The organism is Actinopolymorpha alba DSM 45243 (assembly GCF_000373925.1).
Classification (GTDB): Bacteria; Actinomycetota; Actinomycetes; order Propionibacteriales; family Actinopolymorphaceae; genus Actinopolymorpha; species Actinopolymorpha alba.
This window is the reverse complement of the sequence record NZ_KB892755.1, coordinates 60,596-82,335: the sequence shown is the minus strand read 5'-3', so window position 1 is coordinate 82,335 and position 21,740 is coordinate 60,596. Positions and strand designations below refer to the sequence as shown.

Here is a 21,740-nt window from a genome sequence, read left to right as displayed (position 1 = left end):
CTGTTTGACATCCTCCCCGGACTGAAGTCCGGGGATTCTCGGCTGCTACGCAGCCGGTTGGTTGGCGCTGCCAGCGAAGGCCGGACTTCTGCGCCCTGACACCCCGTGTCCCGGGGCCGTAGTGCCTAGCGCGCGGTCGAGGATGACGACCGCTGCGTTGGTGTCGGCGTGTGCCTGATGTCCGCAGGCTTGGCAGGCGAACACCGCTTGGCTCTCGCGGTTGGACGCTGCCGTGTGCCCGCAGGCGGCGCACGTACGACTGGTGTTCTTCGGATCAACCCGGAGGACTGTGCCTTCGGGCATCTTGTGCTCAATGCGGGTGAGGAACCGGCCCCACACGCTGGCGAGGATCGCTCGGTTCAGCGCAGCTTTCGCCCGTGCCCCGTTCGGGAGGAACACACCCGGATGCACGGGGTCGGGCTTGGGTGCCGGGCGCTTGACCATGTTCTGCACTCGGAGGTCTTCCACGGCGATGAGGTCGTAGGTGCGGGCGAGTCCGGTGGTGGTCTGCTCCACCCAATCGGTGCGCCGGTCGCCCAACCGGCGCCGCAAGGTGGCGAGACGGTCCAGTGTCTGCGCCCGGCGCTTGGAGCCCTTCTGCTGCCGTGCCAGCCGCTGCTGCAACCGCAGGAACCGGGTCTTCTCCGGGTCGGTGAGTGACGGGGCCTGAATCATGCGTCCCTCGCTGGTGGCCAAAGTGTTGGCCACGCCACGGTCGATCCCGACCACAGCACCCGACTCGGCGGTGATTTTCTCGGCGGCTGGTGTGGTGAACGCGATGTGCCAGCGTCCGTTGCGGTGGGTGACCCTCGCGCTGGTAGCCCGTTCGATGTCGGCCCACATCCAGGAGATGCGGAACCGCACCTGCCCGACCTTGGGGACGGTGACCACGCCCCACTTCCGGTTCAGGCGGCGGACGGTGAGGTCGCGCACCACGAAACTGCCTTCACGCTCCGAACGGCGCTTGAACTGCGGGTACTTCGCCCGACCGGCGTAGAAGTTCTGAAAGGCCCGGTCCAGGTCGCGCAGCGCGGCCTGCTGCACGCTGGAGGACCCAGCCCGCAGCCAGCCCAGTTCACCCCGGAGTTGGGCCAACTCGCGCATCTGCGATGCCGTGGTGATCCGTGCAGCATTCAGGTCCCCGTACTCGGGGTGTGTGCCTCGGTCGTGCTTCCACCTGCGCCACATCGAGCGTTGTTCCAGGCCGATGTTGAACACGAACCTGGCGTGGTGGCAGTGCTCCACCAGCCCAGCCAGTTGCCCGGGGTCGGGATAGAGACGCTGCCGGATGCTCACTGCGTCCACTCTCCCAAAGACCACCGACAATCCGACGCATGAAGCGCACCGACTACCGCTCCACCTGCCACAGCGTGAGCCTGTTGTACGCCCACCTTGTCTTCGTGACGAAGTACCGCAGGCGGGTGCTCGACCCCGCCATGCTCACCGACTGCGAGACCACCCTCCGGCAGGTCTGCACTGCGCTGGGTGCCGAGTTGGTGGAGTTCAACGGCGAAGCCGACCACGTGCACCTCCTCGTGCGGTACCCGCCCCAGGTGCCGATCAGCGAACTCGTGCGCAGCTTGAAAGGCGCGACCGCGCGGAGACTGCGGGCGGACTACACCGGTCGCTGCAACCGAGCACGGATGCACGGACACTTCTGGACACCCTCCTACTTCGCCGTCTCAGTCTCCGCAGGCGGGGCGCCCCTCTCGGTGCTGAAGCAGTACATCGAGAACCAGGAGCGTCCCGCCTGACGGCGGGATCCGGCTAACCCCGGACTGAAATCCGGGGCCTGCGCCGAACAAAAGCGTGGTCAGTGCGGTTTGTACGCCGGTACCCAGCTCCACCTTTCCGCTGTGGATGCTGACATCGCCGGGCGTGAGGACCAGCCAGGCCAGCGAATCCGCCGCCGGACTCTCGTCCACGCGCAGCCTGTCGGGCCCCGCCGCGAACACCGGCGAGGCGCGCCCGTCGAGCACTCGACCCCGCGGCCTCGCCGGACAGGAACTCGGCGATCTCCTGCTCGCTTGGCAGACTCGTGTCGCCGGCGGCCTTGCGCTGCCGCAACCAGCCGAGGGCGCCCGTGATCATGCCGTTGACGCAGTACGCGCACTGGCCCGCCTGCTGATCGATGAACGCCTGCTGCAAGGGATGCGGCGCCCCGGGGGTCCCCAGCCCGTCGAGGGTCTCCACGCTCGCGCGCTCCGGGACCGTGCGCCGCGGGGTTACGCAGGACCGCCGGATCTCACCATCGACGAGGACGGTGCAGGCTCCGCACTGCGCCACGCCGCACCCGAACTTCGGGCCGCGCTGGCCCAGCGCGTTCCTTAGTAAGTACAGCAACTGCTCAGTTTCGTCGGCCACCGCAACCGTGCGGTCGTGGCCGTTGACCCTCAACGTGCGGTCAGCGGTGTCGGCACGATCAGCTCCCCAGGTCATCCGAAGGTCGCGGACACAGGCGTCACACCATCGACCACGAATCCCCAACCAGTCGGGTTCAGCGGAAATCCACCGGGGCCTGGCCGGATCCGGGCACGCTCATTCCGGCTGGGCCTTCCGGCCGTCTCGACCGCGGGCGGTCGTCTCTTTCGCAGGACACGTCGTCTCTTTCGCAGGGCACAATGGCGGCCGTGGCAATGGGACTGCGCGGACGAGCGGCTGCGGCAACGATCGGGCTCGGCGTACTGGCGGGGCTCCTCAGCACAGCCGGCTGCTCGCCCTTTCTTGGGTACGGATGCACGGACCGGGACGAGGAATTCGCCGCCACCCTGGACGAGCTGGACATTCTCAACGTCCGCCCGCCTGGTGCGACCCTTCGTGATTCGTACTCCGGCTGCGACGATGACGACGGATTCGCCGTCGCCGGGCGCACCTACCGGCCGGAGGGCACGCCCGAGGAGGTGGTGGCGTTCTATCGCCGAGTCGCACCCGATGACGGCTGGACTTTGAAGTCGGCCAGCGACTCGCCGGTACCCGAGGACGGGCTCGTCATTTCTGGTGTGCGCCTGTGCTTCACCAAAGCGATCGATGGAACGACGGGATACCTCACGGTGTCCTTCCTCAGCGATTTCGGAGAAAAGAGCCGCGACTTCCATCTGGAGGTTACGGGCGCGCACGACGGCGACGCCTGGTGTTGACAGGCAACCCGAGCATTCAAGGATCGTGAAGGATTTTGGTCATATAGAGACGAAATCCTTCACGATCACGGCAGCCACGCTTCGGCTGACGGCTGGCGGTCACTGCCGCTGGCTGTCAGGAACGGCGACCCGTGCGGCGACCGTCGTGCCCCCACCCGGCCGGGATCGCAAGTGCAGTCGACCCCCGACGAGTTCGGCGCGTTCGGCCATGCTGCGCATGCCATATCCCCCGCCGAACTGATCGTTGACGGGCGGCGCCGGGTCGTCGCCGATCCCGCGTCCGTCGTCGCTCACCTCCAGGCACACCTGTGACCCGTCGTGGCGCAGGCTAAGACGGACCGTGGTGGCGGCGGCATGTTTGACGATGTTCTGGAGCGCCTCCTGCGCAATGCGGTAGAACGCGATCTCGACGTGTTCGGGCAGCCGGCATTCCTCCACCTCGAGGATTACTTCGACCCCGCCGACGGACCGCGCGAGGCTGGCCAGGCTGTCCGCGAGACCCAGGTCGTCAAGGACGGGTGGACGTAATCCGTTGATGGCAGCCCGCGCCTCATCGAGAGTGAGATCGACGAGCGTGCGAGCCGCGACCAACTGCTCGGCGGTGAAGTCCGGCTCCTCCGTCAACGCCTCGGCCGCCGCATCGAGGTGGAATCTCAAGCTGTAGAGCCGCTGCGTGATCCCGTCGTGGATGTCGGCCGCGAGCCGGCGGCGTTCCGCTTCTTGTACGGCGATGGCCTGCTCGGTGAAGCGTTCGTGCGCGCGTTCGCGGGCGGCCAACTGGCGGTGCAGGCGAGCCTGGTGGATGCCGCCGGCGATGAGGCTGCCGATCGAGGTGAGAAGCCGGATGTCCTGGTCGGTGAACTCGCGTCGGGCACGGGTGTGAACGTTAAGAACGCCGACCAGACCGCCGGGCGAAGTCGCCATCGGCACTGCCGCCATCGAGGTGTAGTCCTCTCCGCGCAATTCTGGGAAATACTTGTAGCGCGGATCGCCTTTCTTACCTTCGACGATGATCACGGGCTCTCGATGGCTTGCCGCCCATCCCGTGACACCTTCGCCGAGCCTCAGCTGGATCCGCCCCACCTCCCGGTCGAACGGCGGCGTCGCTCCCACCAGCGTGAGTGACCGGTCAGAATCGTCAAGCACGTGGACGAAACACACGTCGGTGGCGGTCGCCGCGGCGATGAGCGGTGCCACCCGGGCGGCCAGGAGTTCGAGTTCGGGGGCCGCCGATATCGCCTCGATAATGCCGAGGAGCAGGGCATTCTCGGATACGGCGGCCGCGAGGCCAAGGCCATGCCCGGTCGCCCTCGAGGTCATTGGAATATCCCCTCCCGCAGGGCAACCGCGACCGCACCGGCCCGGTCGTTCACGTCGAGTTTGCGGAAGATCGAACGCACGTGACTCTTGACCGTCTCCTCTCCCAGCACCAGCTTGCCAGCGATCGCGCGATTCGAGAGGCCGGCGACGAGCAGGCCGAGCACCTCACTCTCCCGCTGGGTGAGGCTCAGATGCGCTCCGGGCCAGAACTCCCCTGCCTGCAGGCGCGCGGCGGAGGAAACCGCCCGGGCCGCCATGGACGGATCGACGACGGTTTCGCCGCGGGCGGCGCGTTCGAGTTGGCGGACGAGTTCGTCGCGTTCGATCGATTTCAGGAGATAGCCGGCGGCACCGGCACGCAAGGCCTGGAAAAGGTACTGCTCGTCGTCGTACGCGCTCAGCAGCACGACCCGACGCGCGGGATTCGCCTCCACCAGAAGGCGACACAGGTCAAGGCCGCTGACCGAACCGCGCAGGCGTACGTCCGACACCACGACGTCCGGGTCGAGCGCGGCGACAAGGGCCTCGGCGTCGTTCGCGTTCACGGATTCCGCGACAACGCGCACTCGCCCGTGAAACCGCGCCAGGAGCGCTTTGAGCCCTTCGATCACCATTTCATGGTCATCGACGAGAACGAGCCGCAACGGCTGGCTCTTCATGGGACGAGCCTATGAGCGGACGCCCCTGGAGGACGGCTTATACCGATCAATGGATCCGGACGAACGCCCGATATCCGCCCGGAAAGGCTCCCCACCCGCATCCCCTCGCGGGGGGATTTCGCGGCTCGCGGGCCGATCTACCGTCATGAGGAAACCCGTGGCCACTGGCTGGGTCTTTTGTCTCGAAACCGACCAATGGCCGCGATGCCATCACCGGATTTCTCAGCGCGAGATTCCGGCGGGTGTCCGTTGGACGGCGTCCGTTTCCGCAAGGAGGAGGGGACGACATGCCGCACAAGCTGATCCGGATGGAACGGGTTCGCCGAAAGGAGCGGGCTCACCGGCCGGTCATGATCGCGATCGCCGGTGACAGCGCGGCCGGCAAAACCACACTCAGCAGAGGGCTGGCCGAGCCATTGGGTCCGGCGCGGGTCACCACCGTCTGTGTTGACGACTATCACCGTTATGACCGTCAGGAACGCAAGGGCCTGCCGTTCACCGCCTTGCATCCGGACTGCAACTACGTCGAAATCATGGAGCAGCACCTGCAACTGCTCGCGACCGGCCAGCCCATTCTCAAACCCGTGTACGACCATGACACAGGTCAACTCATCCGCCCTGAACTCGTCGAGCCGCGGGAGTTCGTCATTGTCGAGGGCCTGCTGCCGTTGCATTCCCGCCTGACCCGGGCGTGTTTCGACTTCATGGTCTATCTCGACCCTCCGGAGGACATCCGCCGGCGGTGGAAGGTCGGCCGCGACACGCAGAAGCGTGGCTACAGAGTCGACCAGGTGCTGGCCGAGCTCGAGCACCGCGAGCCGGAGTCGGCGGCGTTCATCCGGCCGCAGCGGGCGTTCGCCGATCTCGTCGCGCGGTTCGCGCCTGTCCCCGGTCGCCATGACGCACCGGGTACGCCTCTGTCGGCCGAACTGCTGCTACGCCCGACACTGCGGCACCCCGACCTGCGCAGGATCGTCGCCCTGAACGGCCAGCGCGCGATCCACCTCAAGCTGAGCAGGGACGAGGACGGGCGACCCGTCGACACGCTCCACATCCATGGGTACGCACCGCGGGAGGAGAGCCAGGTCGTGCTGAAAGCGATCTGGTCGCGGCTGGGTGTGGACGGCGGCGATCCACCGGAGTCGCTGGGCGACATCGGCAACGGCGAGCGCAGCGAGTCACTCGCCATCACCCAGCTTCTGCTGCTCCATCAGCTGCTGTCCGCCGCCGGGTGAGGAGCGGACCATCCGGGCCAGAGCGGGACCAGTGGGACCAGCGGGACCAGCCCGTTGGGTCGGGGGCACCCCTGACCAATAGAGCCATACAAGGGTGCCCCGGACCCAACGGGACCTCACCGGCTACGCCGGGAGGGAGAAGCCCTCGGGCGGCGCGCCCTCGACGAACAAGAGCCCTACCCGGAGCTTGCCCTCCCGTATCTCCCGGGCCTGCCGGTACTCCGGGGAGTCGTACCACTCCCGGATCCGGTCCATGTCGGGGAACTCGATGACCAGGAACCGGGAGGAGTCCCAGGTGCCCTCGACGGGCTCGGGCGTGGCGCCCGCGACCAGATAACGGCCGCCGTGGCTGAGGATGGACTTCTGGGCCACGGGGGCGTAGGCCCACCCGGCCTCCTCGTCGAGCACATCGGCGTTGACGATGACGTAAGCGGCCATGGGGAACTCCGTTTCCATTGGACACGGCGTGTACTTATGTTCCTCCGGAGACTAACCGAAACCCTGTAACCTGCTCAAGGTGAGCGAGGACGAGGGCGAGCGCGTCGCGGTCGTGCTGAGCCGCCGGGAGCGGCTGCGGGCGGAGACGAGCCGGGAGATCAAGTCCATCGCGCTGCGGCAGATGGCCGACGGCGGGCCCGGAGCGATCTCGCTGCGCGGCATCGCCCGCGAGATGGGGATGACCGCACGCGCGATCTACAGCTACTTCCCCACCCGAGACGACCTGATCACGGCACTGATCACCGGAATCGCCGCCTCGCTCGCGGAGTCCCTGCAAACCGCCAGCAACGCCGTGTCCGACACCGACCCCGGCGGCAGGCTGCTGGCGTGGGGCCAGGCCCTGAGGGAATGGGCGCTGGCTCACCCGGAGAGCTTCCGGCTCTTCTACGGCCACCCCATCCCCGGCTACCAGCCCCCCGAGGACGGGCCGGTGGACCAGACGGCACGCCGCGTATGCCGCGAGCTGACCCGCCTGGTCACTGCCGCTTGGCCCCAGGCCCGGCAGCTCCAGCCCGAGGACACCTCCTGGTCCGACCTTCACCCGGACTACGTCGCGAAGATCCAGGCAGACCTCCCGGACGTACCACCCGCCGCGGCGGCGCTCGCGCTGCGCGTCTGGGGCCGGATGCACGGCCTGGTAGCCCTGGAAATCGACGGCCACATCCATCCCGTCGCACGCAACCCGGCCGCGCTGCACCGCGCCGAGATGCTTGACCTGATCAGGTCGCTGGGCCTGGCCCAGGCGTGACCCGCCGTCAGGTGGACTCGTCGGCGAACACCCGGCTGGCGAGGAAGTCCTCGGGTTCGAAACGCATCAGGTCGTCCCGACTCCACGTGCGTCCCGTCGCCGCGAGTAGGCGGTTCGCCTGGCGGAGGCGGGCCCGCTCGAGCGCGTTGCGGACGCTGCGGGCGTTGGCGAACCGGGGTTGGCGCATCCGGCGCTGGAGATAGTCGCGGAACGTACGCTCGGCCGGCTCAGAAAAGCGGTAGTGCTCACGCTCGAGCATCAACGCGGCGATCGCCATCAACTCGTCGAGATCGTAGTCGGAGAAGTCGAGGTGGTGGGCGATCCGCGAGCTCAGCCCTGGATTGGAGCTGAAGAAGGACTCCATGCGGTCCTTGTAGCCGGCGAAAATGACCACCAGGCTGTCGCGGTGACTTTCCATGACCTGCAGGAGAATCTCGATCGCCTCCTGGCCGTAGTCACGTTCGTTCTCGGCGCGATAGAGGTAGTAGGCCTCGTCGATGAAGAGCACCCCGCCCATCGCCCGCTTGATGACTTCCTTCGTTTTGGGAGCGGTGTGCCCGACATACTGCCCGACCAGATCGTCCCGGGTGACGGCTACCAGATGGCCGCGGTCGATGCATCCCAACCGGTGCAGGAGTTCGGCCATTCGCAGGGCCACGGTCGTCTTTCCGGTACCCGGGCTTCCGGTGAACGACATGTGCAGACTCGGCCGGGACGCGCTCAACTGGAAACCCTGGCGGACCCGATCCACCAGCAGGAGCGCGGCGAGCTCGCGGATCCGGGTCTTGACCGGTGCGAGACCGACCAACTCCCGATCAAGAGTGTCGAGGATCTCGTCGATGCCGGAGGCCCGGCGTTCGGCGGCGAGGTCGACTGTGGCGTCCGCGGGCAGCCGCGATGGCGACGCACGACGAGATCGCGCCGCCGGGTCGGTGGGGCCCTGTGTCGTGCTCTCCTGATCCGTCCCCCCGGGCGTCGGCATCTGGAATCCTTGCCGTGGTTCGTCGTTGCCCGTCATCGTTCCGGCATTGTGGGCGGGTAACGGTCGCCAGCGGGCCGGTCGGCGGCATAGGGGTGCAGCGTGTATCGCAGGCGCCGGTCCACGTGTTCCTGCCGCTCGAGCCGGAAGCCTGGCTCGTCTGGCGGACGATTCACGATGAATGACAGGGCCGTGGTCTGGCGGGTCGGGCTGGCGTCGTACGCATTGACCCGGATGTAGTAAAGCGGGTACGCCTGCCGGCATTCGTTGACTTCGTACACCACACCGGCCGCGTCGTGCAGGTCGAACATCGGCAGGCCCCACATGTGCCAGTAATGGTTGCGTGGGTGTGGGTCATCGGTGAACTCCACCGAGAGCGCCCAACCATGGTCGAGCGCGTACTGCACCTGCATCGCGATCTCGTCGTCGGTGAGATCGGGGAGATATGAGAATGTGCCTTGCGTAATGCGCATCCGTCGGCCTCCTTCAGTCAAACCGAGGTCGGCGTCTCGACCACGTCAGGTGTGTCCGTTGACTCGTACGTGAACGTCACATCGCCCCAGGTGGCCAGCGCGACGTCCAGCTCCCTGCTGCGCCGGGCGGCTGCCCTGAGGATGTCCTCTCCTTCGGCGAGATAGTCGCGACCCTCGTTGCGGGCCTTGATCATCGCCTCGAGCGCGACCCGGTTGGCCGTGGCGCCCGCCGCGATGCCCATCGGGTGGCCGATGGTGCCGCCACCGAACTGGAGTACGACATCCTCGCCGAGATAGTGAAGCAGTTGGTGCATCTGGCCGGCGTGAATCCCACCGGAGGCCACCGGCATGACGCCGGGCATCGAAATCCAGTCCTGGTCGAAGTACAAGCCCTTCACCGGGTCGGCGGGCACCTGGTCAAGACGCAGGGTGTCGTAAAACCCCGCGACGGAGTTGGGATCTCCTTCGAGCTTGCCGACGACCGTGCCCGCGTGGATATGGTCGACGCCGGCGAGCCGCATCCACTTCGCGATGACGCGGAAGCTGACGCCGTGGGACTTCTGACGGGTGTACGTCGAGTGGCCGGCGCGGTGCAGGTGAAGCAACATGCCGTTGCGGCGGGCCCATTTCGCCATCGACTGGATCGCGGTGTAGCCGATCGTAAGGTCGATCATGACGATGACGCTGCCGAGATCCCGGGCGAATTCGGCGCGTTCGTACATATCCTCCATCGTGGCCGACGTGACGTTCATGTAGTGGCCCTTGATCTCGGCCGTCTCCGCCTGTGCGCGGTTGACCGCCTCCATACAGAAGAGGAAACGGTCACGCCACCGCATGAACGGCTGGGAGTTGATGTTCTCGTCGTCCTTGGTGAAATCGAGTCCGCCCCGGAGTGCCTCGTAGACGACCCGGCCGTAATTGCGCGCAGAGAGCCCCAGTTTTGGTTTGACAGTCGCGCCGAGGAGCGGCCGACCATACTTGTTGAGGTATTCCCGCTCCATCACGGTCCCGTGCGCCGGACCCTGGAATGTCTTGGTGTAATGCGGCGGGATCCGCATGTCTTCCAGGCGGAGGGCCTTGAGCGCCTTGAACCCAAAGACGTTCCCGATGATCGAGGACGTGAGGTTTGCGATCGACCCCTCCTCGAAAAGATCGATGTCGTACGCGACGTAGGCGATGTACTCGCCGTTCTTACCCGGCACCGGATCGACCCGGAAACACTTGCCCTGGTAGCGGTCGTACGCGGTCAGGCGGTCGGTCCACACCACCGTCCAGGTGGCGGTGGACGATTCGCCGGCCACCGCGGCACCCGCCTCCTCGGGCGGCACACCGGCCTGCGGCGTAATGCGGAACGCGGCAAGCAGGTCGGTGTCCTTCGGCTGGTAATCAGGTTGCCAATAGCCCATTTCGGCATAAGGGATCACCCCTGCTCCCCAGCGTTCCATCGTATTGTCCGACGTCATTCCTACTCCTGACGATGGAGTGCGGGCAGGCGGTGATCGCCCCGCTGACCGGCGTGAGTGCTTTCTTCGGCGTACCCCGCCAGTCGATCAACTATTCCCCTCGCGAGTGGGCCGCCGCCTGGGCCGCTGCGTTCTCAGACGTCTGGGTGGCCCTTCTGAGGGCGACCATTCCATACAGGCCGGAGGCGACGACGATCAATCCAGCACACAGAAACACAGTGTCGTAGGTTCCGAAGTGCACGCCGAGGAGCTCGGTGTCCAGGTCGCGCAGGACCGAACTCGAAATCCAACCGGCGAAAGCGACGCCCGCGATGCCGATCGACTGGACCCCTGGCACAAAGGTCGCGAATACCCTGCCGAGCACCTCTCTCGGCACGGTCTGAATCATGAGCGGACTCATCGCTGTGTTCATGCCGCCGAGCGGGACGGCCGCCAGCAGCAGGATCAGGAGCGCGACAACAAAGCTTGTCGTCCTGGCATAGACACCCAGGCAGAGCCCGAATGCCAGCATGCTGCCCCAGATCGTCCGGGTGTACCCGAGCCGGGGAGCCAGCCAGCCGGCGAGCGCCGCGCCCACGACGACGCCGACTCCCATCACCGCGTCCTGAAGGCCGAAGTACCTCGCCGGTGTGTTCAGGTTGTCCGTGACGAAGAAGACCCCGAGTGCGTTGAAGGTCTGCGCGGCGATGTTGGCGATCATGCCCATGATGAGAATCGCGAGCAGGACCTGGCTTCGGCCGATCGTCTGCACTCCGACCAGGAATTCCTGCCAGAATCCCGATCCGCGCTCTCCTGTGGGGGCGGGCTTGCGCTCGATCTTCGGCGTCCGGACCTTCCAGATGATGAGGTAGGAGAGGACGAAGCTCAAGGCGTTCACGACGAGCGCCCACTCGATACCCGCAGTGAAGAGCAGCGGCGCGGCAAGCGGCGGACCGACGATGCCAGCCGCCGCGCTCGTGGCCTGGGTGATACCGGCGGCGCGCGGCTGGTCTGCCTCCGGGACTATGTCGGCGATGATGGTGAAACGCGCCGGAGTGAAGAATCGCGAGACGATGGTGTTGAGCACGACCGTCGCGTACACGATGGTCAACTGCACCGCCACCGGCAATGTCCCTGCCGGGAGCAAAGGCAGGACGACCAAAGCGCCGACCAGGACGGCGCGGATCGCATCCGACCACAGCATGGTGCGCCGCGGGTCCCAGCGGTCAACGAAGACTCCGGCGATCGGCCCCGCGATGACCCCGGGCACGAGGACCGCGAGCAGAACGCCCGAGGCGGCGGCCGGCGCCCAGGGCTGGTCTTTGGCCAGGACGGTCGAGATCCACAGCAGCACGGTCGTGTCGAAGACGAAATCCCCGACCCAGGAAACTGCCCCCGCCGACCAGACCCCGGCAAAGGCTCTGTTGATCAGCAGCCTGTTCACCATGACGGTGATCATGGCACGACGGTCGTGCCCTGCGACAGGGTCAAATCGTCAAAAGATGTCGAGAAAGCGCGAGCGACTCCGTCCACACCTCAGAGCGGCGCAATGGGTGCTGCCAGACAGAGAGGGCTGAGTAATGAAGCAGCAGGATGTCGCTGACGTGCTGGCCAAGCCGATCTCCCAGGAGTTGCTGGGGTCGGGCATTCCGGCGCGGTTCTCTTATGTCGGGCTCGACGGGTGACCCTCGGGTGGTTCCGATCGGGCTCCTCTGGAACGGCTCGCAGATCCTCATGTACACCGTTCCGGCGTCGGCGAAGGTGCGGGCCCTACAACAGAACCCCGGGTGGCGATCACCATCGACACCGAAGGATTTCCGCCCCACGTGCTGCTCATCCGCGGCTCGGCGACGCTCGAGCTCGTCGACGGCGTACCCGACGGCTATGTCGAAGCCTCCCGGAAACTGGTGCCGGCGGAGCAGTTCGCTGCCCGGGAGGCCGGACTGCGCGCGCTCTATCAGCGGATGGTCTGCATCACGATCGAGCCCGACTGGGCGAAGCTGCTGGACTTCGAGACGACCATCCCGAAGGCGGTCGAAGACCTGATGGTGGCCCACCAGCAGAGCTGATCCGAAGTGCCGATGTAGTTTGAGCCTCGTGAAATTGGGGTTGAACGTGCCGGCCGTGGGCGATCCGGCGTTTCTGGTCGATCTTGCCGTGACGGCAGAAGCGACGGGCTGGGATGGTTTCTTCCTGTGGGACCACCTGCATAGAGGGTCCAACCGGCCCGAGCTACACGACCCGTGGAGTCTCATCGGCGCGTTTGCGACACGCACGTCCCGACTGCGGCTCGGGACACTTGTGACGCCGGTGGCCCGGCGTCGGCCGTGGCAGCTTGCGAAGCAGGTTACGACCATCGATCACCTGAGCAATGGGAGGGTGACGCTAGGTGTAGGGCTTGGTGCGCCGGCGGACCTCGAGTACGCCGCGTTCGGCGAGTCCGATTCGGCGCGAGTCCACGCCGCGATGCTGGACGAGGCGTTGCCGTTGATCGACGCCTTCTTGCGGGGAGAGGCGGTGTCGCATACGGGCGAGTACTTCCGGGTGTCGGCGCAGCTGGCGCCAGCCGCGGTGCAGAAGCCGCGTCCGCCGATTTGGGTCGCGGGCTCAGTGCCGCACCGGCGACCGATGCAGCGAGCGCTTCGCTGGGATGGGTTCTACCCGCTGGATCCGCGCGCCCCCGAGGGCGGCCTTCGGCCGGAGGTGCTGGCCGAGGTGGTCGAACGTCTCGACCCGCCGGAGGGCTTCGAGATCATCACAGCGCTGAACTCCACCTCGTCGATAGATGCCTTGGAGAAAGCTGGAGCAACCTGGGTGATCGACGAACCGTCCGACATCAACGAGCCGCTGACCGTCATCCAGCGCCGGATCGAGGCCGGCCCACCTCGTTGACGTGACTAATCCAAGGCCAGAGGTCACGGGTCGAAGGAGACCGTTCCCGCGGCGCCGTCGACCGTGATGACCTGCCCGGTCTGGATCTTCTCCGTAGCCGCGGGTACGCAGATGACCGCTGGGATGCCGTACTCCCGAGCCACGGTCGGGCCGTGAGCCATCGGCGCTCCCGTCTCGGTTACCAGGCCACCCGCCGTCAGGAAGAGCGGCGTCCAGCCGGGATCCGTGGTCGGGGCGACGAGGATCTCACCGGGTTCGAGGTGGGCGGACGCGAGGTCGCGAACCACGCGGGCGCGGCCGGTCGCCCTCCCCGCCGCGGCGCCGACACCCTTGAGCGCCCCGTCCGCCGAGGCTGGCGCTGGCAGGAGCGTCTCCACGTCGGTTCCGTCGGACAGAATGGCGACTGGCACACTCCGGCGGCGCAGCTCCCGCTCGTGAACGGCCTTACGGGAAAGGACAATCTCCCGATGATCGGCGCCCTCGTCGACAGCTGAGCGCGCCTCGGCAATCGTGAGGAACATGATGTCGCCGGCGCCCTCCAGCAGTCCACGCTCGGCCAGGTCCGCGCCCACGAGCAGAAGTTGCCGCCGTATCTCGCGGAGTGCGTACAGCCCGGTGAACTTCCCGGCCTCCCGCAGACCAGACAAGGCCCGTGCCCGGCGCAGGAAGAACACCGCGAGGCGCCCGCGGATCGGCCGGCTGCGGCGTACCCGCTCCCGGAGTTCCGCCAGCTTCGCTTCGGCTGCCGCAGCCGCGCGTTCAAACCGCTGGTCGGGAGCCTGCTCGGGATCGGTGACCCGCAGATAGTTCGCGATCATGGCGAACACCGGGGCCGGCGCCTCCTCCCAGCGAGGCACACCGACGTCGACCTCGGCGGCGGCCCGATGTCCATAGGTGTCGAGGAACACCGAGAGGCCAATGTCGGGGAGAGTGCCCGCGAGATAGCGCGCGGCGAGTTCGTCCGGCGGCGTGGTGAGCAGGAGGTCGCGATGCTCGGCCGCGTTCTGGGCCAGACGCCAGAGCGCCAGGTCCATTTCGATGGTGACGTTGTACGGCATTCCGCCAAGGACGGTGTTGATGTCGTCGTCGCTGGCGATTCCTTTGAGGAGTGGGGCTGGCATCGATGCCACCATGAGGCCGGTAACGATCGGCCAGATGATCGCGTCGTAGCTCGCGCTCTGATCCTGCGCCTCCACGAAGCTCAACCGCTCTGCGGACGTACTCAGCCCGGCAGGCGCGGCGGCCCGCTGCCGGATGGCCTCGATCTCGCGGAACATCCGTATCCGTGCCGCGTCCGGGCGGACCAGCGCTCCCAGGATCCCGGCTACCGCCTTCTGCGCGGTCCGCAGCGCGGATCCGAGCGCCGCCTGAGTCCGCCCCGCTCCGCCCTTCTGAGGCGAAAACCTCGGATCGGTGAGGATCCACTCAACCACGGCCTGCGCGCGCGGGCCGAAGTCCACCGCCATGAACCTGACCAGCTTGGTGCGCGCCGCCGGGTTGCGCACCAGATCCGTCAGGTCGCCGTAAAGTCGCCCGCCGATGTCGACGATCTCGACCTTGAAGCCGAACGTCGCGAACATGCCCGCCACCCTCACCTTCAGCGCGGACATCCCCATTGGAGTGGCGGGTTGCAGCATTCCTTGGACGTGGCCGAACTCCACGTAGATACGGGGAAGCGGCAGGTCGTTTTCCGGCGGGAGGGGAAACAACGTGGTGATCGGCCGGGACTGCAACAGCCACAGGGTTCCGTCGCCGTCGATCGCCCACTCGATATCCTGCGGAGCACCGAAGTGGCCCTGCAAACGCTGGCCCACCTGGTGAAGCTCGGCCAACTGCGCCCGCGTCAAGCAACCCTTGCCATCGTCGTACGTCGCTCCGTCGAGAACGTAGTGGTCGGCCACGACCGTGCCGTCGACCACTGCCGTGCCAAGGCCCGGCGCGGCATCGACCACCATCTCGGTACGGCGACCGGTGAGCGGATTCGCGCTGAACAGCACGCCGGCGACGACGGGATCGACCATGCGCTGCACGACGACAGCCATGCGAACGGTGTCGTGGTCGATCTCGTTGGCCTCGCGATAGGCAATGGCACGCTCGGCGTGCAGGGAATCCCAGCACTTGCGGATCGCGGCCAGGAGTTCGCTAACGCCGGTCACCTGGAGAAAGGTGTCCTGCTGACCGGCAAAGCTGGCGTACGGCAGGTCTTCCGCCGTGGCGCTGGATCGCACGGCCACCGGGCCGCTGCCGAGTCGCTCGTACGCCGAGAGGACCTCCGCTTCGGGGATCACCTGCTCGCGGTGCGCCACCGTGGTGAGACAGAAGCCGTCCGGCACGCGCTCGCCCCGCCGGATCAGTTCGCCGAGCCCGGTCGCCTTGCCGCCCACCAGATCGAGCATGTCGCCGGCAATCTCCGACAGAGGAATCACACGCATCTCGAACTCCCGTCTTTGCAATACAACTGGAACGTATCGGGGCGGGTAGATGCATGTCAATACGACTGCAATGTCACGACTCGCGGTCGCTCGTTGACGTCATGCAGTGGGCCGGTTGAGCATACGCGGGCTACTAGGGCGGGGAGGGGCGGCTCGGGTGAGTGACGTGCCATCCAGACACCGGCCTTCCGCGCCCGCAAGGAGCGATTGACAGGTGAAAGCTTCCCTCCCGTCTCGAGTCGCTCCCGCAAGGAAGAGGCGTGGTCCATCCATAGAGACCGCGGTCCCTTCAAAGCCACCGTCGGCCTGACAGGATTGCCATTCGCAATGGCGCAGGGAAGAGTTGGGTGGTTCATTCAATAGGCCATTGGTTCAGTTAGTACTTAGCGCTATTCGAAGCAACGGAAAATTACATTCCTGCGGGCCTCGAAATGATCCCTTTCGGGCAAGGTTCTTGTCGGTGGTCGCCGATAGTGTTCTGGCCATGGAGATCACGACCGGCGCCCCGCCCACGCATCCGGTGTTGGGCTTGATGGGTGCGGTCGATTCGATGCTCGCTGACATTCTGGAATCTCCCATCTGGTCGTGTACGGATGCTGAGCGGGCCGAGGCTGTGGAGCTGGCGCATAAGATCGTTGGTCGGTCTGAAGCGCTGCGGCTTCGGACCATCCACGACGTTGATACCCATGAGCTTGCCTCGCAGGCTGGTGCGACGTCGACGGCGGCGTGGCTGCGGCACAAACTGCACCTTCACCCCGGCGCGATAGGGGCGGATGTGAAGCTGGCCAAGGCGTTGGAGACCAACCTTCAAGCCACCGGACAGGCTCTTGCCGCGGGCCGGATCTCACTCCAGCACGCCAAGATCATCCGCGAGTCGATCAACCTGCTCCCCAAGGACATCAGCGACGACCAGAAACGCGAAGGTGAAGCGCGCCTGCTGCAGTTGGCGACCCGCCACGATCCGAAAGAGCTACGACAGTTGGGCATCCACCTCTACGAAACGATCGACCCCGAAGATGCTGAGCGGCGCCTGGGTGAGCAGTTGGAACGGGAACGCAAGCGGGCCGAGCAGAAGCGGTCGATCACGTTCTCCCACTCCGGCCCCGGGTTGCAGTCCGCCCGCGTTCAACTGCCCACCGACGAAATGGCACGCCTCAAAGCACTCCTCGACCCGCTGGCCAGACCACGAAAGACCGACGCGAACGGACCCGACACCCGCACCGCGTCCCGCCGCCTGGGTGACGCCTTCGTCGAACTCCTCGACCTCACCCTCGCCGCGGGTGAAGCACCCACCCGTGGTGGGACGAAGCCACAGATCATCATCACCATGACACTGGCCCAGCTCGTCACCGGAATCGGGTACGCGACACTCGACAGCGGTGAACAGATCTCCGCCGAAACCGCCAGACTCCTCGCCTGCGACGCCGACGTCATCCCCGCCGTCCTCAACGGCAAAGGCCAAGTCCTCGACCTCGGCCGCACCACCCGCTTCTTCACCACCGCCCAACGCCACGCCCTAGGCATCCGCGACGGCATGGAATGCAACTTTCCAAGCTGCGACCGCCCCGCCAAATGGTGCGATGCCCACCACATAACCCACTGGGCAGACGGAGGCCGAACCGACCTCAACAACGGCGTCCTCCTCTGCGGAGCCCACCACAACCTCATCCACAACAGCGACTGGCAAGTCCGCACGGGACCAAACGGAAGACCCGAATACATACCCCCACCCTGGATCGACATCAACCAACGCCCCATCCGCACCTAAAAATCGTTCGTACGCTGAATCTGCGGCCGGCGAACGAGACTCGGGCACGTGGGGTATTCATCCGCCGGTCCGGGCATGGGCGTTCCGGATCAGGGGGCTGACATTCGCCGGAGCGGAGGCGGAACCGTCGAGATCACCACCAGGCCGACCCGGGCACCGTTCCCCAGCGGCCGCTCCCACACCAAGGCTGGTCGCTGCTGAGCAAACTGCGGTAAGGCTCGTCAGGTTGCGCTGGCCGCCTGAAGTTCCTCGAGCGGGCGCATCTTTCGTACCCCTCGACTGGCGGCGGCGATCATCGCCGCGGCGGCGCAGATGACGGCGAGCGCCGCGTGACCTGGTTCGGCCAGCCGCGGGGCGGAGTGCGGATGGCAGGCTAGGCGCGCATGGAATGCGTGTTCTGCGGACTGATCGCCGACGGTTCGGCCCGGTGGGTGACCCGCAGCCTTGTCACCTGTGCGTTCGCACCGTTACGGCCGCTCGCGCCCGGCCACACCTTGGTGGTGCCGACCTCCCACTTCGAGAGCCTGTACGACGCGCCGCCTGAGGTCGTGGCGGCCACGATGGCCTTGGCGCAGACAGTCGCGCATGCGATGCGGAGAGTGCTCGGCGCCGGCGGAGTGAACGTCCTCAAAGCGCCCTCGCATCTACCCGCCGCCCGTCGGGAAACATAGGCTTAGTCGAAACGGAAGGATAGTCCGGTGGAAATCATTGGCATCATCATCGCTGGGGTAGTCATCGGCCTGCTCGGCAAGTGGATCGCCCCAAAGAACCGTGACAAAATACCGCTCTGGTTGACCGTTATCTGTGGAATCGGCGGCGTCCTTATCGGCTATTACATCGCCGCCGCCCTGGGTGTCGCCGAAACATCAGGAATTGACTGGATTCGGTGGATCATCAGCATCGTTATCGCGGCCATTCTCGTCGTCATCGCCGCCACCCTGACCGGAAGACGGCGGGGAAAGGTGACCTGACGATCCGGACGATACGGCCCTCCTGAGCCTCCGTCGCGGCCCGGCATCGGCTCTTGCGAGATACTTCTAACTCGAAGTACCTTGCTTCCCGTCGAAGTCAACGCTGGAGGGGGAGCAAGGGATGGTCAACCGCACAGGACTCGGCGCCGCCGTGCTCATGACGCTGCTCGGCACCGCCGCCGCACTGGTCCCGCCCGGGCCAGGAGCCACCGCCCCGCAGGCGTACGCGGACGCGAACGCGCCACGGGACCTCCCCAAGACCTACGTCGTCTCCAATGAGGCAGGCGTACTTCCCGAGGGGATCGCGGTCCACAGCGACGGCACGATGTACGTGACGTCCAAGGCCTCGGGCACGCTCTATCGCGGCCGGGTGGGCGCCTCACATCTCACGCCGTTCCCGGTCAAAGGCGTAACTGGAGAAGGGGAACGCCGCACCAGCCTGGGCGTCCACACTGACCGCGCCGGAAACATCTTCTCGGTCGGCGGTGACACCCTGACCGTCCACAACCGGGCCGGCCGGCTCCTGGACTCGACCCAAGCCGCCGGTGGGCCGCTCGGCGCCGCCAATCTCAACGATCTCGCCATCACACCCACCGCTGTCTACGTGACCGACTGGGCGAACCCCATCATCTACCGCGCCGAACGCCGCGGCGCGACCATCGGTCCGCTGCGTCCGTGGCTCGACATCCGGCCCGCAATACCCGGCTTCCCCGCGCAGTACTGGCTGCTCAACGGCATTGTCGCCAACGCCGACGGCTCGACGGTGCTGGTCGCGTCCAACGGCACCGAGGCGGTCTGGCGGGTCGACGCCGCCACCAAGGCCGTGACCGAGGTTGACCTTGGCGGCCAGAGTTTCGGGGCCGACGGGATGGTGCTGAACGGCCGCAATCTGTACGCCGTCCTCAACTACGGCGCACCGCACGGCATCTACGTCGCCCGGCTCGACCAGGACCTGCGCCGGGGAGAGGTGGTGCACACCATCCTTACGGACGCGGACGGGCAGGCCTTCGACCTTCCGACCACGCTCGCCCGGCACGGCTGCCGCCTCTACGTGGTCAACAGCCAGCTGGACCAGGAGCCCAGCACCCCGCCGTACACCGTGAGCGCCGTTCCCGATCCCGTATGCCCGGCGCGCTAGCTAGTTCGAGTTCGAACGACCCGGGGATCGCGGCGCCGCCACGTATCATGCGGCCGTGACTCGAAAGAAGGTCGTTGACCAGCCGGGGGGCAACATCCTCCTTGATCTGTTCGTGGTTGGCCAACACCTGGGGGGCGTACTCGACGCCGCCCTCCTGGGCACGGACGTCACGCCAGCGCAGTACGCCGTCTACACCCAGCTCAGCCGGAACCCGCAGACCCCTGGCCAGTTGTGCGCGACGCTCGGCCTGCGTCCGGCCACCTTGTCGGGTTACCTGCGAGCGATGGAACGCCGTCGCGACGTCACCCGGACGCGGGCCGAGACCGACGGCCGGTCCTACACCATCGCGCTCACGAAGAGCGGTCGGGCGCGGGTGGAAACCTGCCGGCCGCGGTTTCGCCGTGCCGTCAGGCTGGTTGAGCAGTACCTCTCCGAAGGCGAGGGCCGGCTCGACACGCAGCAGGCCCTCGTCCAGCTCGACGATGCTCTCCTCGCGGCCGCCGCAAGGCTGTCCGCCGACCACGCACCGCCGCCGCCCACGACCTGACCGGTCGACCTCGCTCAAGACCTCGCTCCGCGGCGGCCCGTCCACGTTCCGGACTGGGGGTTTACGCGCTTCCCTATCGTCGATGTAGGTTTTCGTCAGGTCAAGAGCACCAGCGCGAAGTTCCGGCTTGCTGGTCGGCAACCCTCCTGCACGGCGGGGTGCTCCGGAATGACGACCCGGCTGCGGGAGACGCGGCAAGCGTGCACCACCGCGAGTGGGCTGGCGAGCTGTCAGCCACCGTTCGTGCGCCGTCCTCTCCCACGGTCTCGTGGACGACGACAGGACGGCGGAGGACAGTGACGAGCACGGCCCCTGGCGGCACACCGGCGACGCCGGACCTCGCGACAGACGTCATCGGAGAGCTACTCGGGCTCGACGCCGAGTGGGAGGCCGCCCGACTGGCCAAACCCGAGGCAGCGCGCCAGACACAGCTCGCGTACGACGCCCTCTTCGAGTCGCCGGGCCCGATCGACCCGCCGGTACGCCGGGGCCTGGCCGCCCTCACGGCCCGCTGGCACGGCGCCCCGGCACTGGTCCAGCACCATCTCGACAGGGGCGCGGATCCCCGCCTGGTCGCCGATGAGCTGCCGTCCGAGCCACGCCTTCGGGCCGCGGTCCAGCACCTCGACCTCATCACGGTCTCGCCCGCGTTGGTACGCCAGGAAGACCAGGACCTGCTCGCCGCCGCCGGCTGGACGCCCGACGAGGTGGTGGTGCTCTCGCAGCTTTCGGCCTACACCAGCTACCAGGCGCGGTTGTTGTACGGCCTCAGCCTGCTGTCAGGTCGTACGCCGACAGCGGCGGCCCCGCCTCCGCCCCGCACCACCCGGGGCACCGGCCGGGTCAAGAGCCAGGCCACCCGGGCCTCGAACGGCGGCGAGCGGCCCACCGCCTACACGCAGGAACTCCTCTCGTGGACCGCGTGGGTTTCCCCGGTCCCGGTCGACGAACTCACGCCAGAGCAGGAAGAGTCCTTTGCTGGTAAGACAAACGGTGAGTACTTCCGCCTGCTCTCACGTTCGCCCGCGCTACTCAAGGCGCGCACCGCGATCGACGCCGCGGTCTTCTACACCCGAGAAGGCCTACCCCGCGCCGAACGCGAGCTCGCCGCCGCCGTCACCAGCAAGGTCAACGACTGCATCTACTGCGCGTCCGTGCATTCCCGCAAGGCTTCCCAACTGTCCAAGCGGGTTGACGACGTGCAACGTGTCCTTGACGCGACGCTGCCACGGGACGCCGCCTGGCATCCAACAGACCTGACGCCGTTGAGCGCCGGGCAGGACCCGCGGTGGACGGCGATCATCACCTTCGCCGCCGCGCTTTCCACCACCCCGTCCACGGCGACCGCGGACCACCTCAGCGCACTACGCGCACACGGCATATCCGACCATCACCTTGTCGACCTCATTGGCGCGGTCGCGTTCTTCTCCTGGGCCAACCGGCTGATGCTCACCCTCGGGGAGCCCTTCTGGCCAGGCACCACTGTGTAGTTCCGGCCCCG

Annotated in this window: 22 protein-coding genes and 1 riboswitch; of the genes, 12 read left to right on the top strand and 10 right to left on the bottom strand. The window is 66.7% G+C overall.

Annotated features, from left to right (window positions below):
• Positions 1-45 precede the first annotated feature (45 nt).
• Complete coding sequence (locus B141_RS41175; protein ID WP_020576421.1) at positions 46-1,296, bottom strand: RNA-guided endonuclease InsQ/TnpB family protein; 1,251 nt, start codon at positions 1,294-1,296, stop codon at positions 46-48.
• A 38-nt stretch (positions 1,297-1,334) separates the two neighbouring features.
• On the opposite strand from B141_RS41175, the gene tnpA reads away from it, so the two are divergent.
• The gene (gene tnpA / locus B141_RS0117210; protein WP_020576420.1) at positions 1,335-1,754 is read left to right on the top strand and encodes an IS200/IS605 family transposase; all 420 of its coding nucleotides are present in this window, start codon (positions 1,335-1,337) and stop codon (positions 1,752-1,754) included.
• Positions 1,755-1,767: 13 nt separating this feature from the next.
• On the opposite strand, the gene B141_RS52840 is transcribed toward tnpA, so the two are convergent.
• Positions 1,768-2,439 carry a (2Fe-2S)-binding protein gene (locus B141_RS52840; protein ID WP_084678348.1) on the bottom strand — a complete coding sequence of 224 codons (672 nt, stop codon included), beginning with the start codon at positions 2,437-2,439 and terminating at the stop codon, positions 1,768-1,770.
• Between the two features lie 191 nt (positions 2,440-2,630).
• On the opposite strand from B141_RS52840, the gene B141_RS41170 reads away from it, so the two are divergent.
• Positions 2,631-3,137 (top strand): hypothetical protein, encoded by a 507-nt coding sequence (locus tag B141_RS41170; RefSeq protein ID WP_157181071.1) that lies wholly within the window; start codon positions 2,631-2,633, stop codon positions 3,135-3,137.
• Between the two features lie 99 nt (positions 3,138-3,236).
• Here the strand turns inward: B141_RS41170 and B141_RS0117195 are convergent, their stop codons facing one another.
• Entirely contained in the window at positions 3,237-4,457 is a 1,221-nt protein-coding gene (locus B141_RS0117195) for a GAF domain-containing sensor histidine kinase (protein WP_020576417.1), read from the bottom strand.
• Positions 4,454-5,116 carry a response regulator gene (locus B141_RS0117190; RefSeq protein ID WP_020576416.1) on the bottom strand — a complete coding sequence of 221 codons (663 nt, stop codon included), beginning with the start codon at positions 5,114-5,116 and terminating at the stop codon, positions 4,454-4,456. The genes B141_RS0117195 and B141_RS0117190 overlap by 4 nt, the downstream gene beginning before the upstream one ends.
• Positions 5,117-5,403: 287 nt before the next feature.
• Here B141_RS0117190 and B141_RS0117185 point away from each other — a divergent pair, with 287 nt between their 5' ends.
• Complete coding sequence (locus B141_RS0117185) at positions 5,404-6,351, top strand: phosphoribulokinase (RefSeq protein WP_020576415.1); 948 nt, start codon at positions 5,404-5,406, stop codon at positions 6,349-6,351.
• A 123-nt stretch (positions 6,352-6,474) separates the two neighbouring features.
• On the opposite strand, the gene B141_RS0117180 is transcribed toward B141_RS0117185, so the two are convergent.
• A complete protein-coding gene (locus B141_RS0117180) occupies positions 6,475-6,789 on the bottom strand; it encodes a DUF1330 domain-containing protein (protein WP_040421599.1) in 315 nt (104 codons plus the stop codon).
• A gap of 79 nt (positions 6,790-6,868) precedes the next feature.
• On the opposite strand from B141_RS0117180, the gene B141_RS0117175 reads away from it, so the two are divergent.
• Entirely contained in the window at positions 6,869-7,597 is a 729-nt protein-coding gene (locus B141_RS0117175; RefSeq protein ID WP_020576413.1) for a TetR/AcrR family transcriptional regulator, read from the top strand.
• A 7-nt stretch (positions 7,598-7,604) separates the two neighbouring features.
• On the opposite strand, the gene cbbX is transcribed toward B141_RS0117175, so the two are convergent.
• The 4 genes from cbbX to B141_RS41165 all read right to left on the bottom strand — a co-directional run bounded on the left by cbbX (position 7,605) and on the right by B141_RS41165 (position 11,938).
• A complete protein-coding gene (gene cbbX / locus B141_RS0117170) occupies positions 7,605-8,579 on the bottom strand; it encodes a CbbX protein (RefSeq protein WP_020576412.1) in 975 nt (324 codons plus the stop codon).
• Positions 8,580-8,611: 32 nt separating this feature from the next.
• Positions 8,612-9,049, bottom strand: a complete 438-nt coding sequence (locus tag B141_RS0117165; RefSeq protein WP_020576411.1) for a ribulose bisphosphate carboxylase small subunit — start codon at positions 9,047-9,049, stop codon at positions 8,612-8,614.
• Positions 9,050-9,066: 17 nt separating this feature from the next.
• The gene (locus tag B141_RS0117160; protein ID WP_026257304.1) at positions 9,067-10,512 is read right to left on the bottom strand and encodes a form I ribulose bisphosphate carboxylase large subunit; all 1,446 of its coding nucleotides are present in this window, start codon (positions 10,510-10,512) and stop codon (positions 9,067-9,069) included.
• Between the two features lie 91 nt (positions 10,513-10,603).
• Positions 10,604-11,938, bottom strand: a complete 1,335-nt coding sequence (locus B141_RS41165; RefSeq protein ID WP_157181070.1) for an MFS transporter — start codon at positions 11,936-11,938, stop codon at positions 10,604-10,606.
• Between the two features lie 340 nt (positions 11,939-12,278).
• Here B141_RS41165 and B141_RS51480 point away from each other — a divergent pair, with 340 nt between their 5' ends.
• Positions 12,279-12,560: a hypothetical protein gene (locus B141_RS51480; RefSeq protein WP_020576407.1), complete on the top strand. Its 282-nt coding sequence runs from the start codon at positions 12,279-12,281 to the stop codon at positions 12,558-12,560.
• 28 nt (positions 12,561-12,588) lie between these two features.
• Positions 12,589-13,383, top strand: coding sequence for an LLM class flavin-dependent oxidoreductase (locus B141_RS0117145; RefSeq protein WP_026257303.1), 795 nt, complete (start codon positions 12,589-12,591; stop codon positions 13,381-13,383).
• 23 nt (positions 13,384-13,406) lie between these two features.
• On the opposite strand, the gene B141_RS0117140 is transcribed toward B141_RS0117145, so the two are convergent.
• Positions 13,407-15,815 (bottom strand): PEP/pyruvate-binding domain-containing protein, encoded by a 2,409-nt coding sequence (locus tag B141_RS0117140; RefSeq protein ID WP_020576405.1) that lies wholly within the window; start codon positions 15,813-15,815, stop codon positions 13,407-13,409.
• A gap of 484 nt (positions 15,816-16,299) precedes the next feature.
• Between B141_RS0117140 and B141_RS45760 the strand changes: the two genes are divergently transcribed.
• From B141_RS45760 to B141_RS0117110, 6 genes are all read left to right on the top strand, one after another.
• Positions 16,300-17,583 (top strand): HNH endonuclease signature motif containing protein, encoded by a 1,284-nt coding sequence (locus B141_RS45760; protein WP_020576404.1) that lies wholly within the window; start codon positions 16,300-16,302, stop codon positions 17,581-17,583.
• A gap of 383 nt (positions 17,584-17,966) precedes the next feature.
• A complete protein-coding gene (locus tag B141_RS41150; protein WP_084678347.1) occupies positions 17,967-18,254 on the top strand; it encodes an HIT domain-containing protein in 288 nt (95 codons plus the stop codon).
• Positions 18,255-18,281: 27 nt separating this feature from the next.
• A complete protein-coding gene (locus B141_RS0117125; protein ID WP_020576402.1) occupies positions 18,282-18,554 on the top strand; it encodes a GlsB/YeaQ/YmgE family stress response membrane protein in 273 nt (90 codons plus the stop codon).
• A gap of 121 nt (positions 18,555-18,675) precedes the next feature.
• Positions 18,676-19,692: an SMP-30/gluconolactonase/LRE family protein gene (locus B141_RS0117120; protein WP_020576401.1), complete on the top strand. Its 1,017-nt coding sequence runs from the start codon at positions 18,676-18,678 to the stop codon at positions 19,690-19,692.
• Between the two features lie 55 nt (positions 19,693-19,747).
• Positions 19,748-20,239: a MarR family winged helix-turn-helix transcriptional regulator gene (locus B141_RS0117115; RefSeq protein ID WP_020576400.1), complete on the top strand. Its 492-nt coding sequence runs from the start codon at positions 19,748-19,750 to the stop codon at positions 20,237-20,239.
• Between the two features lie 98 nt (positions 20,240-20,337).
• Positions 20,338-20,446: riboswitch (SAM riboswitch) on the top strand.
• 89 nt (positions 20,447-20,535) lie between these two features.
• A complete protein-coding gene (locus B141_RS0117110; protein WP_020576399.1) occupies positions 20,536-21,729 on the top strand; it encodes a peroxidase-related enzyme in 1,194 nt (397 codons plus the stop codon).
• Positions 21,730-21,740: the final 11 nt, after the last annotated feature.